This is a genomic window from Staphylococcus auricularis, assembly GCF_001500315.1.
Classification (GTDB): domain Bacteria; phylum Bacillota; class Bacilli; order Staphylococcales; family Staphylococcaceae; genus Staphylococcus; species Staphylococcus auricularis.
Genome location: NZ_LLER01000004.1, coordinates 1 through 16,642 on the forward strand (window position 1 = coordinate 1; position 16,642 = coordinate 16,642).

Sequence of the window (16,642 nt, forward strand, 5' to 3'; positions counted from 1 at the left end):
CGGTCTACTAACGAGCCGATCTTTTCAAGGTGGGGAACATAAACCTTTAACCATCATTGGACCTAAAGGGATTCAACAGTTTGTAGAAACAACATTACATTTATCAGAGTCTCATCTAAATTATCCGATTACATATATTGAGATTGAAAATGAACTGTCTTATCATGCAGATGGATTTACGGTCACAGCCGCATTGTTAAATCACGGTATTGTATCGTTTGGCTATCGTATTGAGGCGCCAAACACACCAGGTAAAATAGATGTGCAAGCATTAAAACAAATCGGACTAGAACCAGGTCCAAAATATCAAGAAGTCAAAGATAACGATACATTTGAATATAATGGTCTTATTTATAATTCTCATGATTTTAAAGGCGAAACGAGACAAGGTCAGCGCGTCGCAATATTTGGAGATACGATGCCATGTAAAAATGAATATAGCATCGCTCAAGATGTGGATGTCATGGTGCATGAGAGCACCTTTTTAGAAGGCGATAAAACACTTGCGAACAACTATCATCACAGTCACATTAGTGATGTGTTTAAACTTGCGAGAGAGGCTCATGTGAAACATAGTTTAATCACGCATATCAGTAATCGGTATACGTTAGAAGATATCGAAGCGCTGTGTGAAGCTTTTGATGCATCAGACGAAACACCGTCATATCAAATTGTGAATGACTTTGACAGTTATCAATTTTAATTAAAAAGGCAACACCATGTAGTGGTGCGGTAAACACAGTCACTACGCAGTGTTGCCTTTAAATCTATCAATCATCGTCATCTTCGTCATTATCTTGTGCAGATAGTTCAATACTTCGATTGACGGCAGCTTTTAAACTTTTTTCAAAAATGTGTTCGATGTCATATGTTGATAAAACATCTAGACCAGCTTGAGTGGTACCACCTTTAGAAGTGATATTTTTACGTAATTGTTCCATACTTAAATCAGAACGTTCGATCATTTTGCTGGTACCGATGATTAAGTTACGAATAGATTCTTCAACTTCCGATTTATCGAGTCCGAGTTTTGTACCTGCTGATACATATTGTTCAAATACGTGATATAAGAAAGCAGGGCCACTACCTGTAATCGCAGTGACTTGGTGTAAGTGATCTTCTGAAACTTCTAAGATTGAACCAAATGCGTGAATTAATTCATTTACTTCATCTTTGGCTTTCGGACCAAAATTACTTGAGAAGCTGATGCCTGTCACTGAATGACCTACTTGTGCATTCGTGTTTGGCATAATACGTGCAATGGGGTTCGTTGTATTTAATTTATCTTTAATATAGTCAATCGGTAAGCCTGCCATGATAGAGATGAAACGGTTATCATCTTTGATGTGCGGGGCGATTCTGTCTGCAAGTGCGTCAAAATCATAAGGCTTTGTACCTATAAACACATAATCTGCATTTTTCAATAATGCGTCATCATCGTATCTATAATTGACGTTCAGTTCTTCAGCATATTTTTTTAATCTATCTTCATTAGAACGATTGGTCAAATAAATGTCTTCGGGTGCGGTCACTTTGGAATTGATAATTCCTGTAAAAATAGCATGAGCCATATTACCTGCACCATAAAATACAATTTTCATATCGCTTCACATCCTATTTTGATTATGGTTTTATCTTAACACAAAATACGTTCAACTCCAGGTTAAACCCAGGGATTAGATATAAAACAGAATGAAAACGTAGCGTTTTATAAAAATATGAACGTTTTCTCGCAATACAAGTGTCAAAGGAGGGCTGTTTTCAATGATTGGACAACATTTTATTTTAACTGGCGCAACAAGTGGTTTAGGTCGTTCGTTATTAACACTGTTACTGCAAAAACGAGTGACTGTTACTGCACTTGTCAGACATCCTGAAAATTTATCCGCTTTTCAAACCTATATAGATTGTCATCAGCTGCATCTCATCATGTGTGATTTACAAAACGAAGCTGATATTTTGGAGTTAGAACCGCAATTGAAACACCATACCTATCACGGCTTAATTTATTGTGCAGGTATGGGTTACTTCAAAAGTATGGCAGACCACGACTTTGCAGAAATGAAACAAACCTACATGCTCAATGTCGTTCATTTTAATCTATTACTACGTATGGTCGAGCCGCATCTCGTTGAACGTCCAACGATTGTAGGGATTGGTAGTCAAGCAGCGCATGTGACACAAGCTTATGCTTCACACTATGGAGCAAGTAAAGCGGCATTTATTCAAACACTGAACGCATTACGGTTAGAGCGTCCTTCATATCACGTGATGACGGTAAATACAGGTCCCATTGCAACACCATTTCATCAAAAAGCAGACCCAACTTTGGCTTACGCTAAAAGTGTGAAAGGGATTATGTTAGATCCCGATGACTTAGCTCAACGTATTATTAAAGGGATAATCAACGGAGTAGAGGAGATCAATCAACCGAAATGGATGCATATTTTATTGAAAGGATATCAACTTGCGCCGAGATGGATAGAAAAGTTATGTCCGAAACTCTTCAATAATAAAGCATGATTGAGATATCCTTCTCTTATATACAAAAGATGAAGACGCTTTAAAAATAGTATTTTTATTATCTTCAGACTTTATAAACGAGATAAGAAAAAGGCGACTCCACCCGAAACATCGGATAAAGTCGCTTAGAAAGATTGCATCACCGTCCGAGACTCCTGAGGCATCTAGCCGAAACTGAAAATCCATTTTGGCTAAATTCATGTAGTAATTTAAAGTGTTATTTATTAGCCAAAATTAGTTGAAGTAAGGCGCCTAGGAAAGCGAGGGCAGGTAAGCAATCTGTAGAACACCGCTTAATATAGTTACATTTAACCACCATATATGGTGGGGAGCCAAAAAAGCACCGTAGCAAACGTTTGCTACGGTGCTTTAATCATTTCATATTGATTTATATTGAAGTACAGCGGACACGCTCATTAATCTACGTGTGCTGTATATTCTAAATCTTTTACGCGTTCACGAGCAGCTTTAGTCACATCTAAGCTGATGTCTTTCGCATAATTAAAGTTTTTAACATTTTCATCTAATTGTTCGACTGAGCTTGCACCGACGATAATAGAACCAAGTGCATCATGTGACATTAAATAGTTAAATGTGAGTGCGGTTAAGTTGTTGTCTATTTCTTTAATAGAAGCGATCGTTTCACCGAGTTCTTGGTATGAATAATCGAAAATACCTTCTGAGAATTTTTGATCTAAAGCATTGTTACTATTTGATGTTAATAACCCTTTAAATACTGGGCCTCTCGCAAGCATTTTCACACCTTCTTGATGCACGCGATCGATGAGTGTTTCAGGACGATTATCAATTAAATTAAACTGAGACATGAGTGTTTCTATGTCACTATGTTCTAAATAATAATTAATGACATTAGGTCGAATAGAAGAAATACCATAGGCACGAATGATGCCTTCTTGTTTTAATTCGTCAAAAGCACTGATGGTTTCGTCTAAAGGATCATCAATGGTACCACCGTGTAATTGATACAAGTCTAAATGCTCTACGCCAAGTTGTTGTAATGACGTTTTAACCTGTGATTTGATGTATTTTTTAGAAGGATCCCAAAATGTAGAACCATCATCTTTAAGATGATTACCGACTTTTGTGCCGATAACAATATCGCCTCTATCTTGATATTTTTTCAACGCTTTACCCACGATTTCTTCATTTTGACCTTTATCGTACATATCTGCTGTATCAAAATAAGTAATGCCGTGTTCAAGTGCACGTTCGATAATGGATTCAGCATGATCGTATTCTGTACCTAAACTCATACAACCCAATCCTAATTCAGATAATTCAATGCCACTTTTCAAGATATTCTTTTGCATGTCTTTTCTCCTTTCGATACACTAAAATTAATATATCGGTTAGTTTGCTTCATAATATATATCTTATATTTCTACGCTACTATACTCATTAAAACATAGATCACATAAGCTATCATTAACCATAACTTATAAAGCGAAGATAGATCAAAATAACGCTTTTATATAAAAAGGAAGGAAGTCATTTTATGAATTATAATGAACCTACAATTTCTAAAGAAACGATTTATAACGGAAAAATCATCGATGTTGAAGTACATGATGTCGAATTACAAAACGGAGAAACTTCGAAACGTGAACTCGTTTTCCACAACGGTGCCGTATGTGTTTGTGCAATCACACCTGAGAAACGGGTCCTACTCGTCGAACAGTTTCGAAAACCAGCAGAAAAAACATTACTAGAAATTCCAGCTGGGAAACTCGAAGCTGGAGAAGAACGTGAATCAGCTGCAAAAAGAGAATTAGAAGAAGAGACAGGTTATATTGCTGATCATTTAAAATTGATTACAGAGATGTATGGGTCACCTGGATTCTCAAGTGAAAAGACTTCTATCTATTTCGCTGATGATCTCAAAGAAGGTGAAATGCATCTCGATGATGATGAATTTTTAGAAGTGAAAAGCTACTCCATAGCTGAGATTAAGCGAATGCTTCAAAATAATGAACTTGAAGATGCGAAAACGATTATCGCTCTTCAATACTTATTACTTAATTATAATGATTCTAATTAAGCGAGCGAATCTACTTGCTAATTTTATCAATTACTGTTATTTTAGAGATAAATCATTAAGGCAAATTAAAATGATTATAATCCGATAAGAGGAGTGTGTCTTCCGTGGAAGAAAGATTAAATCGCGTCAAACAGCAATTACAACAGTATTCTTATAAATTGACTCCACAACGAGAAGCCACTTTGCGAGTACTCATTGAGAATGAAAAAGACCATCTTAGTGCTGAAGATGTCTACTTAAAAGTGAAAGATAAAGCGCCAGAAATAGGCTTGGCAACTGTCTATCGTACATTAGAATTATTATCAGAACTTAGAGTCGTTGATAAAATCAACTTTGGTGATGGCGTTTCTCGTTATGACTTACGTAAAGAGGGAGCAAAGCATTTCCATCATCATCTAGTATGCATGGAATGTGGAAAAGTAGAAGAGATTGAAGAAGACTTGTTACCACAAGTTGAAGAAAAAGTAGAAAATGATTTCAATTTTAGAATATCTGACCACCGCCTCACATTTCATGGTGTCTGCTCTGAATGTATCGCTAAAGGGAAATGATGAAGTGAATAGCTTGTAGAAAGAGGCTCAGCTATGGATACAATTATCGAGGAATATTTAAAATTCATTCAGCTAGAAAAAGGGTTAAGTGAGAATACCATTGGCGCGTATCGACGAGATTTAAATAAATACCAAACGTATTTAACAAATCATCATATCAACCATATCGATTTCGTTGATCGAACAACGATACAACAATGTTTAGGAGAACTACACGACGAAGGGGCTTCTGCTAAGTCGATTGCCCGCTTCATCTCCACAATTCGCAGCTTTCATCAATTCGCTTTACGCGAAAAATACGCTGCGAAAGATCCAACGGTCCTGATAGAAACACCCAAATATGAACGCCGATTACCTGATGTGTTAGAAGTAGATGAGGTCGTTCGGTTATTAGAAACCCCTGATACGAACAAAAAGAAAGGGTTTCGTGACCGTACGATGTTAGAGTTACTCTATGCGACGGGCATGAGGGTGACTGAGCTCATTGACTTAGAAGTCGAAGATGTCAATCTCATTATGGGCTTCGTTCGTGTTTATGGTAAAGGGGATAAAGAACGGATTATTCCGTTAGGTGAAACGGTCATCGATTATCTACAAACCTATATCGATGACATTCGTCCTCAAATACTAAAACATACCGTGACAGATACGTTGTTCTTAAACTTGCATGGTAAGCCTTTATCACGCCAAGGCATTTGGAAGATGATTAAGCAATATGGTATAGAAGCTCAAATCAATAAAAAACTAACCCCACATACGTTGCGACATTCATTTGCAACACACTTATTAGAAAATGGGGCTGATTTACGTGCAGTCCAAGAAATGTTAGGTCACTCTGATATTTCTACGACACAACTTTATACTCATGTGTCAAAACAACAGATCAGAAAAATGTATCAAACCTATCATCCTCGCGCATAAAATCACCGTTAGGCATTTGGCTATGCTTAGCGGTGATTTTTGTGTTTATTGTTTAAAGCTTGTAGTCTTGCTTCCAATACTGCACGACGGTCTCTGAGTAAATGATGATCGATGATATAACGATCTTCAGTCATCACTTTAGTAAATTGATAATCAGGATAGCGTTCGATGACCTGTTGTTTCATTTCCTCAGTCATGGGGAGCTCTACGGGTATGAAGGGTTTAGCTTCTTCTGCAAGTTCGAGAAGTTGATCAATAAGTCGAATGTAGTGATCAATATGTAATCCGAGTTGTGGATGTTGATGTTGTTGGATTACACGCTTTGCTTTGTTAAATGATTTGCGTGCACCTTTAAAGTTATTCCGTCGATGATGATAACAACCAGTCGCAAATAAAATAAGACTGACGACTGCATCTTCTTTTGAATAACTAGGATTTTCCTTCCAAGCTTCTTCTAGAATATCGTGACATAAAAAATAATGTTGTTGTGTGTTAAAAAAATAGTAAAATTGCTGTAAAGCTGCTTGCATATTTATTTCTCTCCAAATTTAAATGTAATTCATTACATGCTATAATACTTGAGTGAACGACGTACTTAACTTGTAAGTCGAGGTAGATAAAATGTACGAAGTGAAATTAGATGCGTTCAATGGACCGTTAGATTTATTATTACATCTCATTCAAGAATTTGAAATCGATATTTATGATATCCCCATGAAATCACTCACTGAACAATATATGCAATATATCCACACAATGAAACAATTAGAGATTAATATTGCCAGTGAATACTTAGTGATGGCTTCTGAATTATTGATGATCAAAAGTAAGATGTTGTTGCCACAGTCCGAGGAAGATGAACCGGTAGAAGACGATCCACGTGAAGATTTGGTCGGTCGTTTAATCGAGTATCAAAATTATAAAGCCTATACTGAAATTTTGACCGATAAAAAAGAAGAAAGAGAACATTATTTTTCGAAACACCCAACGGATTTATCGCATTTAGAAAGCAATGAAACGTGGGATGAGAACCAAACGATTGATTTAACGAAACTCATCATCGCTTATCAAAAAGTAAAAAATAGAGTCGATTATCAAACACCTAAAGCGGTTGAAATACATAAAGAGACCTTTACCATTCAACAAGCAACACATGTTGTCACAGAGCGTTTAGCTGACCACGATGAATTCAACTTCTTCAGTCTGTTTCATTTTAATGAACCCGTTGAGATGGTAGTGACACACTTTTTAGCAATATTAGAAATGGCTAAATCAGGTCACATTAATATAGAACAACCTAAAGATTTTGAAGACATTCAAATATATAGAGGAGTGAATTATGGCGTTGGAAACGGATGAGATACTAGAAGCGTTATTGTATACAGCAGGAGATGAAGGACTAGATCAAGCGCAATTAACTGAAGCATTACAAATCTCCGAAGAAGAACTACAACAATACGTCGCAAACTATCAATCGCGAGGCTTAGTGATTCAACAGTTTGGTACGCTATATGTGCTGACGACACGAAAAGAAGCAGCGCCTTATATCGAACAGCTCGTTAAATCCAATAGTAAAATGAAATTATCCCAAGCAGCGATGGAATCCCTATCCATCATCGCTTATAATCAACCCGTGACGAGAAGTGATATTGAGATGATTCGTGGTATTAATTCAGATGGTGCAGTGAAGACCCTGATTGCACGAGGACTGATTGAAGCAAAATCTGAAGCATCTTCTCGCAGTCAACAACTGTATACCACAAGTCACTTTCTCAATGTATTTGGTATTTCACAACTAGATGAACTACCAACGACAGATGAAGAAGATGAAGAGATAGAAGCGTTCTTTAATAATTTAGTGAATCAAAAAGGAGACAATGAAAATGGCTAAGGAATTCGAAAGATTACAGAAGCGGATCGCAAATAGTGGTTATACGTCACGACGTAAAGCAGAAACGCTCATCAGTGAAGGTAAAGTAGAAGTCAACGGTGAACGCGTGACTGAACTGGGTACAAAAGTGAAACCTTCTGATGAAGTTTCAGTCGAAGGTGTGAAACTCGAACAAGAAGATAAACTCTATATCTTGTTCTACAAACCCGCACAAGTGATCACAAGTGTCTCTGATGACCGTGGACGTAAAGTGGTTCTAGACTATTTTGATGATTTAGAAACACGTATTTATCCAGTAGGTCGTTTAGATTATGATACGTCAGGCCTGCTTTTACTCACAAATGATGGGGAATTCACTAATTTGATGACTCATCCACGTTACAAGATTAAGAAAAAATATGTGGCGAAGTTGAAAGGCTACCTCATGAGAGAAGAAGTGAAAGCGTTAGAACAAGGCATTGAATTGGAAGATGGTTTTACACAACCAGCACAAGTTAAAATCAAAAACCAAGATAAAGAAAAGAATACAACACTAGTAGAAATTACGATTTCGGAAGGACGGAATCGACAAGTAAGACGTATGTTCGAATATTTTGGTCATCATGTGAATAAACTCCAACGTACTGAGTTTGGTCCACTTGATTTAACTGGCTTAAATGCGGGTCAAGGAAGAGTGCTGACTCCGCATGAGGTGAAGGTGTTACGTCACTTAGCAGAGAACGGTAAATAGCCTAGTACTATTTAAATTTAAAATATAATGTATATACAAACTATTTTTATACAATGTTTTAGTTTTTAATAAAATCATGTGATATAATTGTGTTAAGTAGAATGTAACATAACTTGGAGGTATGCAGCATGCCAAATCAAATTTTAGTTGTCGATGATGAAGATCGCATCAGACGATTATTAAAATTATATTTAGAAAGAGAATCTTTTGAAATTCATGAAGCAAAAGATGGTAAAGAAGCACTGGACATGGCATTGGAACGAGATTATGACTGTATCTTACTCGATCTCATGCTACCTGAACTAGACGGCATTTCAGTAGCTTCAAAACTACGTGTACAAAAAGACACACCAATTATTATGCTCACAGCAAAAGGTGAAGAAACAAATCGCGTCAAAGGTTTTGAAACAGGCGCAGATGATTATATTGTTAAACCATTTTCACCACGTGAGGTTGTGTTGAGAGTCAAAGCGCTGCTACGCCGTACACAAGTGGTTTCGACAGAACAAAGTGAACCGCATGCACGTGATTTAATCGAGTTTCCTCATCTTACTATCGATAATGATGCGCATCGTGTGCTCGCAGATGAAGAGACGGTGAACTTAACACCTAAAGAGTACGAGCTACTCATTTTCTTAGCTAAGACACCAAACAAAGTCTTTGATCGTGAACAATTATTAAAAGAAGTTTGGCACTATGAATTTTATGGTGATTTAAGAACTGTCGATACACATGTCAAACGTTTACGTGAAAAGCTAAATCGTGTGTCAGAGGATGCAGCGCAAATGATACAAACAGTGTGGGGCGTAGGTTATAAATTCGAGGTCCCAACGAATGATTAATCGGCTGAATAATGTCGTTAATAAACTGTGGTTAACTATTATCTTAATAGTAACGACAGTTTTAATTTTATTAAGTGCTGCACTCATCACGTTCTTACAATCGTACTTGACGAAAGAAACAGAAGAGAATCTATTAGAAGATGCGAAGCGGGTCAATCAAGTTGTCGAACAAACTGATGATAAGGAAACGGCGATTCAACTGAGCCGCCAGTTAATTGAAGGTTCAGTCGGACTCATCATCATGGATGGAAAAAATCAAGAAAGTGATGATGACCACACCAAAACGAAATCAAAAATGTTAGAGGCGCTTCAACAATCTGATAAATATGATGCTGTTTTCGATGATGGTAAACAACTCGTCGAACACTTACAAGTAGAAAAAGAAGGCAATTTACACACCTTCATCACAGTTGGCTATCCAGGAAGTAAAACATCAAATAGTGAGCATCAAGCAGTGTTTATTTATCAAGATTTAAATCACATTCAACAAACGAATAATGTCATTACGATTATTATCTTGATTACAGCGGTTATCTTTTTAGCGATTACAACGGTATTTGCCTTTTTCTTATCATCAAGAATTACAAAACCTTTAAGACAGTTGAGAATACAGGCAATTAACTTATCTTTAGGCAATTATAGTCAGATGACGCCGCTTAACACGAAAGATGAAATCGGTGAATTATCACGTGCATTTAATACGATGAGCGCTGAAATTCAACGTCACATCGAAGCGCTCTCTTCATCTAAAAAAATTAGAGATTCACTTCTCGATTCGATGGTAGAAGGCGTCGTTGGGTTCAATGATGATAAAGAAGTCATTTTATCTAATGATATGGCACAACGTATTGTCAGAAGCATGGACGAATATACCTTTGAAAAAATGATTGAACAAAATGAACGCACGTTACAATTAAAACAAACACAGTTCCAAGAATATGAAATTAACACGCGCTATTACGTAGTTATCATGAGTTATATTGAACAGATTCAACCTGATGGTCAAAGTGGTATCGTTGCGGTCATTCGTGACATGACGAGTGAACATAATGTTGATCAAATGAAAAAAGACTTCATCGCAAACGTCTCTCATGATTTACGCACACCGATTTTTCTCTTACAAGGTTATACAGAAGCGATTGTCGATGGCGTTGTGACTGAACCGGAGGAAATTCACGATACACTTTCTATCGTATTAGATGAGTCTAAACGACTTAATCGTCTCGTCAATGAGTTATTAAACGTTGCTCGGATGGACGCAGAAGGATTAACGATAGAAAAAGAAACACAGCCTATTGATACGTTACTCGAGAAAATGCAACATAAATATCAACAACAGGCAGACAGCTTAGAATTACAACTCGAGTTAAATCCAGGAACGAACCAAGAATTGTGGGATTATGATACGGATCGTCTCGAACAAGTCCTCACAAATCTCATAGACAATGCAATGCGTTATACAGAGCCTGGTGATTCCATCACGATTAAGACTGGGGAAAATCAAGAAGACCAAATCTTATATATTGAAGACACAGGTACCGGTATCGCACCTGAGCACTTAGAACTCGTCTTTGATCGTTTCTATAAAGTTGATGCATCTCGTAAACGTGGCAAACAAGGTACAGGTTTAGGTCTTTTCATCTGTAAAATGATCATTGAAGGCCATGGGGGTACAATTGATGTTAAAAGTGAGCGAGGTAAAGGAACGCAATTCATTATTAAATTGCCTAAACCTCAATCTGAATCATAACCACAATTTCAAAGTTTCAGTTAAGCAATATTTTTGAGTTTATGTAAAGTGTGCGCTATAATCTTTTTGTTAAAAATTAATACAAATTCATCTTCGGGGTCGGGTGCAAGTCCCAACCGGCAGTAAATGAAGCCTGCGACCTGCAACTCGTGTTTATGAGTTGTGGCTGATCTAGTGAGAATCTAGAGCCGACAGTATAGTCTGGATGGGAGAAGATGGAGGATGTTTTGTTGTGCAATCAATTAGGCGAATCCTCCTATTCTTTGTAAGATGAATGGAAGGAGATAATTGAATATGCAACAACAAACAAGAAAACTTATCCTAATCAGCATGTTAAGTGCGATAGGGTTTATTTTGATGTTCATCAAATTCCCTATTCCATTTTTACCACCTTACTTAACATTGGATTTTAGTGATGTGCCGGCGCTCTTTGCGACCTTTACATTTGGGCCATTGGTCGGTATCATCGTCGCATTTATTAAAAATCTACTTAATTTTTTATTTAATGTAGGAGATCCAGTGGGGCCGTTTGCGAACTTCTTAGCCGCAACGAGCTTTATTGTGACATTTTATTACGCTACAAAATATAAAACACAAACTAAATCACTCATTATAGGTGCAATCGCGGGTACACTTGTGATGACAGTCGTCCTCAGCATCTTGAATTATTTCTTGCTGTTACCGTTATACGGCATGATTATGAATTTAACAGATGTTGTACAAAATATTAAAGTCATCATCGTTTCAGGTGTTGTACCGTTTAACTTGATTAAAGGTTTACTCGTATCACTCGTATTTATATTATTATTTAAACGGTTGAAAAACGTACTTATTCGTGATTAGTAATTAATATGAAAATTAAAGTACTTGGATTGGATTAAAAGTATTAAATATATAGAAGAAATTGAGGCTGGGACTAAGAGGTTCCAGCCTTTTAATATTGGAGCTAATTTAAAAGAGAAAAAATAAAAAAGGCACAGTCATTCAACGCATGGTTAATGACTATGCCATCTATATTAAAATATGTTTTACAATAGGAGTTAACACACGATTATTCAAATTTTAATGCATCACCATCAAATGGTTCTTCTGCAATTTTAATAGAGTCTGTTGGGCAACCTTCAGAGGCATCTTCCAAATCTTCATATAGTTCTTCGGGTACTTCAGCTGTGCCTTCATTATCATCTAAGATAACATACGCAATACCTTCATCGTCATAATCATAAATATCTGGGGCTGCTGCGCCACAAGCACCGCAAGCGATACAAGTATCCATATCAACTATTGTATATTTAGCCAATTTCTTCGCCTCCTTTGATAAAAATGCTACACTAACGATACAAATAATATTGTACTTATACCGTTTGAAATTTTCAATGCTTTCGTTTTTAAGTGGGGAATAGAACATGGAATCAATTATTCAGTATGCACTCAATCATGCACATACATATAAAACTGACAAAAGTATCTATAATATTGTAAATGGTAAGAAAAGCCATCAAACCTTTTTTGATGCGTGCAGTCAAAGACTCATGTCATTATATCACATTTTACCAGAACTCAAATACACGACTTTTGAAGATATTATTTCAGATCAACACCATCAGACAACTGACTCATCTGAAATGATTAAGGTGCATCCACGTTTTAGTTATGACAGTTTATCATTGACCTTTAAAGCGTTGCAATTACTTATTCAAACTGTGTCTCATGTAGAAAGAAACAATAAAGCTTTTATGCCGTTAACCGAACAAGCTGTAATACAAAAAGGCGTAAAGCAATTATTTTATTATATTCAAAACAATGATTTAGTTACTGCTTTTATCGATGAACTGTACCAGTTATTTAAACACTTGGATGAACAACAAGAACAAAGTGTATTACACTACTATCTACAAGGATATGAGGAAGCCATGTATACCCGGCAACAAATCAGTTTGATCGAAGGTTTAGATGAAACAGAAGTGTTCCGTTTGGAATATAATGGCTTAGTTGAAATGATGTTTGAGTTCGAAGATGTCGATCGATATCCTATTTTAAATCAACTGATTGTGTATCCACCGCTATCTTATAATACGAGTGAAACATATGTGCACTTACAGCAAGGTAAGACGATGGACCAGATTGCACGACATAAACACGTAAAAATCAATACTATTGAAGATCATATTTTAGAGTTGTTTATCAAAGGCTATATCGCAGATTACACACATTTCGTTTCCAATGCGCAACTCACGAAGTTTAAAACATATTATCTTGCTCAACCTACACTCCGGTTAAGAGAATATAAGGAAATGATGGATGAATTGGATTATTTTCAAATTAAATTATTGATTGTAGGTATAGAAAGAGGTGAACTCGGTGTTACAACAAGCGTTGAATAAATGGTTTGGCTTTGATTCGTTCAAACCAGGACAAGAGGATGTCATTAACCAAGTGCTCGCTGGGAAACCCACATTAGGTATTCTGCCTACAGGAAGCGGGAAAAGCTTATGTTACCAATTACCTACATATATTAAACAACAACCTACTTTGATTATTTCCCCTTTAATTTCACTCATGGACGACCAAGTCATGCTAATGAAAGCACAAGGGGAACGGTCCGTATGCCATGTCCATTCTGGTATGGATGAAAGTGAGAAAAAACATAACTTACAACGGCTCAAGCATAGTCGCTTTGTTTTCTTGAGCCCTGAGTTTATCTTGCAGCCGCAAAACTTTGCACGCATTCAAGATATTCCGTTTGGGATGATAGTCTTAGATGAAGCACACTGTATTTCTGAGTGGGGCTATGATTTTCGTCCGCATTATGCACTGATGGGCAAGGTGACCCAACATTTTAATGAAGCGACATTACTCGCACTCACTGCAACAGCGCCTCCACACTTGGCTGACGATTTATCACAGATGATGCACTGTCAGTTTCAAGTTGTGAAAACAACGATGAATCGACCTAATATCGCGTTACAACATTTAAATTTTGAAGATGATGACGAAAAAATAGACTGGTTATTGTCATTTATTTCACATTCTGGACCTACGATCATCTATGTGTCTTCGAAGAAAATGTGTTTAACCTTGGCAGAAGCTATTTACCAGGCTGGGTACTTAACAGGTATTTACCATAGTGATTTAACATATCAAGAACGCTATACAGTTCAGCAACAATTTGTGCAAAATGAAATTCCTATTATTGTCGCAACAAGTGCTTTTGGCATGGGGATCAATAAAAAAGATGTGCGCACGGTCATCCATTTTCATCTCGCAACGAGTCCTTCGAATTACATGCAAGAAATAGGTCGCGCGGGAAGAGACGGGGCACAAAGTCAGGCTATCAGTTTGTATCAACCTGATGATCAATATTTACTTTCTACTTTGCTATTTACAGATATGCTTACAGAAGAAGATGTCGAAATGTATGAAGCTGGTCAATTTATTGAACCCGATAAAGAAGAAGTGATCACAACTTTAAATAGTTACTATTCGTTTTCTGATATAAAACGTATCTTTAAAATCTCGTTTGAGCGAAAGCAACAAGGCTATATTAAGATGTTGGGCTACAAAAACTTAGAACGGTGTCGTCGAGATTATTTATTATCATTTTTCAATGAAACAATGGACACACAACCTGAATACTGTTGCGATTGTGACAGTGACTCACCTGAGATTGACGTCAAAAACCATAAAAAAGTCAAAAGGAAGATGGATTATACTGAGAAATTGGGAAATTTATTCCTTTCGCACTAAAATATTTTGATTCAACATTTCAAAAAAGCTATAATACGACGTATAGCATTATGTATCATCGTTTGAAAAAATCATACATACGTCGTTTTTTTACGGGTATATACAAAACTGAAACGACATAAATACAATTAAATATGGAGGAGGATATTTCATGTCTAATAATTATAAAGACGAATTTGAAAAAAGTCGTCAATCTATTGATCTAGATGCTCACAGAGACCAAGAAGATGAGCAACTCGATCAAAGTGAAGAAACAACCGAACAACAAGAAACCCAACAATTCCCACCAAGAAATGCGCATCGCAGACAACGTAGAAGAGATACAGCAACTAACCAACATCATGAAGATCAAGCCTCAGAAGATCAACAGCGTGTTGCTGAACCTGTTTCTGAAGACGAGGATCAATTTGAGTCAAATATAGATGCTGAAGAGACTTCAGGTACACATGATGAAGATCATAACAGACGTGACGCTGAAATCTTCGCCAATGATCCAGAAACAGAAGCGGATGCAGATCAAGATTTCACTCGCAGTGAACGTGCAGAAGAATATGAGATAGATGATCAAGACACTGATGATTCAGATTCACACAAAACAGGTGCTGCTATCGCTGGTGGTTCTGCCGCTGCAGGCGCTGGGGCTATGGCCGCAAAAAATCATCACGATAACGACGAGAATGACGTTGAAGATGATGATTTAAACGATCAAGATGAGGAACAAAATGACCATCAATCTACGAAAAAAGCAGGAGCCGCTGCTGCTACTGGCGCCACTGGTGCTGCTGCTTCTCAATCTGCTCAAGCAGAAGGTTATCACAGCGAACATCATGATCCAGATGATGATGATAGTTGGAATACCAACGAAAAAGGTATGATGAGTAAACTCCTACCTATTATTGCAGGTATTCTTATCTTAGCTGCATTAGCAATCTTTATTGGTTTAGCACTTACACACCAAGATGACAATTCAGCAAATGAAGATCAAGTCGCTCAACAAGATAAAGACAATTCAGGCGATGACGCTTCTGACAAAGATAAAAAATCAAACGAAGACAGCAACAAAGATAGCGACAAAGACAGCGATAAAGACAAATCTTCTTCAGATAGTGATTCCAATAAAGATAACGACAACGACAATGATAATGATAATAATAGTGCAGCAACTTCTGATGATAATCAAAACGGTGAACAATCAGATAACAACGCTGACCAAAATAATGATCAAAACCAAGCTGATCAAGCTGACCAAGGTCAACAACAAGAACAACAATACGCTCAAGATCAACAACAAAACCAACAGCAAAATCAACAACAAAACAATGCATCTAATGATGTAAACAACAATCAAAATAATAACCAAAATCAACAACAAAATAACCAAGGCCAAAACAATAATCAAGGTCAATCTTCAAATGGAGATAACCAAAAAGTAGTTGTATCAAATGGTCAAAACTTATATCGTATCGCTATTCAATATTATGGTGAAGGTACACCAGAAAACGTTGAAAAAATACGTAAAGCAAACAATTTGAATGGCAACAACATTCATAATGGTCAAGAATTAGTTATTCCAGAATAAGAAGTTTAAAATGGTTATTCAATTGAACCCTGACAGACTATCTCAAACT

At 36.7% G+C, this 16,642-nt stretch carries 18 protein-coding genes and 1 riboswitch; of the genes, 14 read left to right on the top strand and 4 right to left on the bottom strand.

Features of this window, described 5'->3' with window-relative positions; translation table 11 throughout:
• The coding region (locus APS80_RS10805; protein ID WP_059106726.1) for an MBL fold metallo-hydrolase at positions 1-703 on the top strand (703 nt) is incomplete at its 5' end.
• A gap of 67 nt (positions 704-770) precedes the next feature.
• Here the strand turns inward: APS80_RS10805 and proC are convergent.
• Complete coding sequence (proC, locus tag APS80_RS02580) at positions 771-1,601, bottom strand: pyrroline-5-carboxylate reductase (protein ID WP_059106727.1); 831 nt, start codon at positions 1,599-1,601, stop codon at positions 771-773.
• Positions 1,602-1,764: 163 nt separating this feature from the next.
• On the opposite strand from proC, the gene APS80_RS02585 reads away from it, so the two are divergent.
• The gene (locus tag APS80_RS02585; protein ID WP_059106728.1) at positions 1,765-2,523 is read left to right on the top strand and encodes an SDR family NAD(P)-dependent oxidoreductase; all 759 of its coding nucleotides are present in this window, start codon (positions 1,765-1,767) and stop codon (positions 2,521-2,523) included.
• A gap of 416 nt (positions 2,524-2,939) precedes the next feature.
• On the opposite strand, the gene APS80_RS02590 is transcribed toward APS80_RS02585, so the two are convergent.
• Entirely contained in the window at positions 2,940-3,854 is a 915-nt protein-coding gene (locus APS80_RS02590) for an aldo/keto reductase (protein ID WP_059106729.1), read from the bottom strand.
• 185 nt (positions 3,855-4,039) lie between these two features.
• On the opposite strand from APS80_RS02590, the gene APS80_RS02595 reads away from it, so the two are divergent.
• From APS80_RS02595 to xerD, 3 genes are all read left to right on the top strand, one after another.
• Positions 4,040-4,582: an NUDIX hydrolase gene (locus APS80_RS02595; protein WP_059106730.1), complete on the top strand. Its 543-nt coding sequence runs from the start codon at positions 4,040-4,042 to the stop codon at positions 4,580-4,582.
• 104 nt (positions 4,583-4,686) lie between these two features.
• Positions 4,687-5,133, top strand: a complete 447-nt coding sequence (gene fur / locus APS80_RS02600) for a ferric iron uptake transcriptional regulator (RefSeq protein WP_059106731.1) — start codon at positions 4,687-4,689, stop codon at positions 5,131-5,133.
• A gap of 33 nt (positions 5,134-5,166) precedes the next feature.
• Positions 5,167-6,054 carry a site-specific tyrosine recombinase XerD gene (gene xerD, locus APS80_RS02605; RefSeq protein ID WP_059106732.1) on the top strand — a complete coding sequence of 296 codons (888 nt, stop codon included), beginning with the start codon at positions 5,167-5,169 and terminating at the stop codon, positions 6,052-6,054.
• Between the two features lie 26 nt (positions 6,055-6,080).
• On the opposite strand, the gene APS80_RS02610 is transcribed toward xerD, so the two are convergent.
• Positions 6,081-6,584 carry a DUF309 domain-containing protein gene (locus tag APS80_RS02610; protein ID WP_059106733.1) on the bottom strand — a complete coding sequence of 168 codons (504 nt, stop codon included), beginning with the start codon at positions 6,582-6,584 and terminating at the stop codon, positions 6,081-6,083.
• A 91-nt stretch (positions 6,585-6,675) separates the two neighbouring features.
• Between APS80_RS02610 and APS80_RS02615 the strand changes: the two genes are divergently transcribed.
• The 6 genes from APS80_RS02615 (at position 6,676) to APS80_RS02640 (ending at position 12,110) form a co-directional block, all read left to right on the top strand.
• Positions 6,676-7,413, top strand: coding sequence for a segregation and condensation protein A (locus tag APS80_RS02615; protein WP_059106734.1), 738 nt, complete (start codon positions 6,676-6,678; stop codon positions 7,411-7,413).
• Positions 7,394-7,945: an SMC-Scp complex subunit ScpB gene (gene scpB / locus APS80_RS02620; protein WP_059106735.1), complete on the top strand. Its 552-nt coding sequence runs from the start codon at positions 7,394-7,396 to the stop codon at positions 7,943-7,945. The genes APS80_RS02615 and scpB overlap by 20 nt, the downstream gene beginning before the upstream one ends.
• Entirely contained in the window at positions 7,938-8,675 is a 738-nt protein-coding gene (locus tag APS80_RS02625; RefSeq protein ID WP_059106736.1) for a pseudouridine synthase, read from the top strand. The genes scpB and APS80_RS02625 overlap by 8 nt, the downstream gene beginning before the upstream one ends.
• 128 nt (positions 8,676-8,803) lie before the next feature.
• The gene (locus APS80_RS02630) at positions 8,804-9,517 is read left to right on the top strand and encodes a response regulator (RefSeq protein ID WP_059106737.1); all 714 of its coding nucleotides are present in this window, start codon (positions 8,804-8,806) and stop codon (positions 9,515-9,517) included.
• A complete protein-coding gene (locus APS80_RS02635; protein ID WP_059106738.1) occupies positions 9,510-11,267 on the top strand; it encodes an ATP-binding protein in 1,758 nt (585 codons plus the stop codon). Before APS80_RS02630 ends, APS80_RS02635 begins: the two co-directional genes overlap by 8 nt.
• Before the next feature lie 85 nt (positions 11,268-11,352).
• A riboswitch (FMN riboswitch) is annotated at positions 11,353-11,488 on the top strand.
• A 73-nt stretch (positions 11,489-11,561) separates the two neighbouring features.
• Complete coding sequence (locus APS80_RS02640) at positions 11,562-12,110, top strand: ECF transporter S component (protein ID WP_059106739.1); 549 nt, start codon at positions 11,562-11,564, stop codon at positions 12,108-12,110.
• 208 nt (positions 12,111-12,318) lie between these two features.
• Here the strand turns inward: APS80_RS02640 and APS80_RS02645 are convergent, their stop codons facing one another.
• Positions 12,319-12,567, bottom strand: a complete 249-nt coding sequence (locus tag APS80_RS02645) for a ferredoxin (protein ID WP_059106740.1) — start codon at positions 12,565-12,567, stop codon at positions 12,319-12,321.
• A gap of 106 nt (positions 12,568-12,673) precedes the next feature.
• Here APS80_RS02645 and APS80_RS02650 point away from each other — a divergent pair, with 106 nt between their 5' ends.
• The 3 genes from APS80_RS02650 (at position 12,674) to APS80_RS02660 (ending at position 16,593) form a co-directional block, all read left to right on the top strand.
• Positions 12,674-13,651 (top strand): YpbB family protein, encoded by a 978-nt coding sequence (locus APS80_RS02650; RefSeq protein ID WP_059106741.1) that lies wholly within the window; start codon positions 12,674-12,676, stop codon positions 13,649-13,651.
• The gene (locus APS80_RS02655; protein WP_059106742.1) at positions 13,629-15,014 is read left to right on the top strand and encodes a RecQ family ATP-dependent DNA helicase; all 1,386 of its coding nucleotides are present in this window, start codon (positions 13,629-13,631) and stop codon (positions 15,012-15,014) included. The genes APS80_RS02650 and APS80_RS02655 overlap by 23 nt, the downstream gene beginning before the upstream one ends.
• A 151-nt stretch (positions 15,015-15,165) precedes the next feature.
• Positions 15,166-16,593, top strand: coding sequence for a LysM peptidoglycan-binding domain-containing protein (locus tag APS80_RS02660; RefSeq protein WP_059106743.1), 1,428 nt, complete (start codon positions 15,166-15,168; stop codon positions 16,591-16,593).
• Positions 16,594-16,642 lie beyond the last annotated feature (49 nt).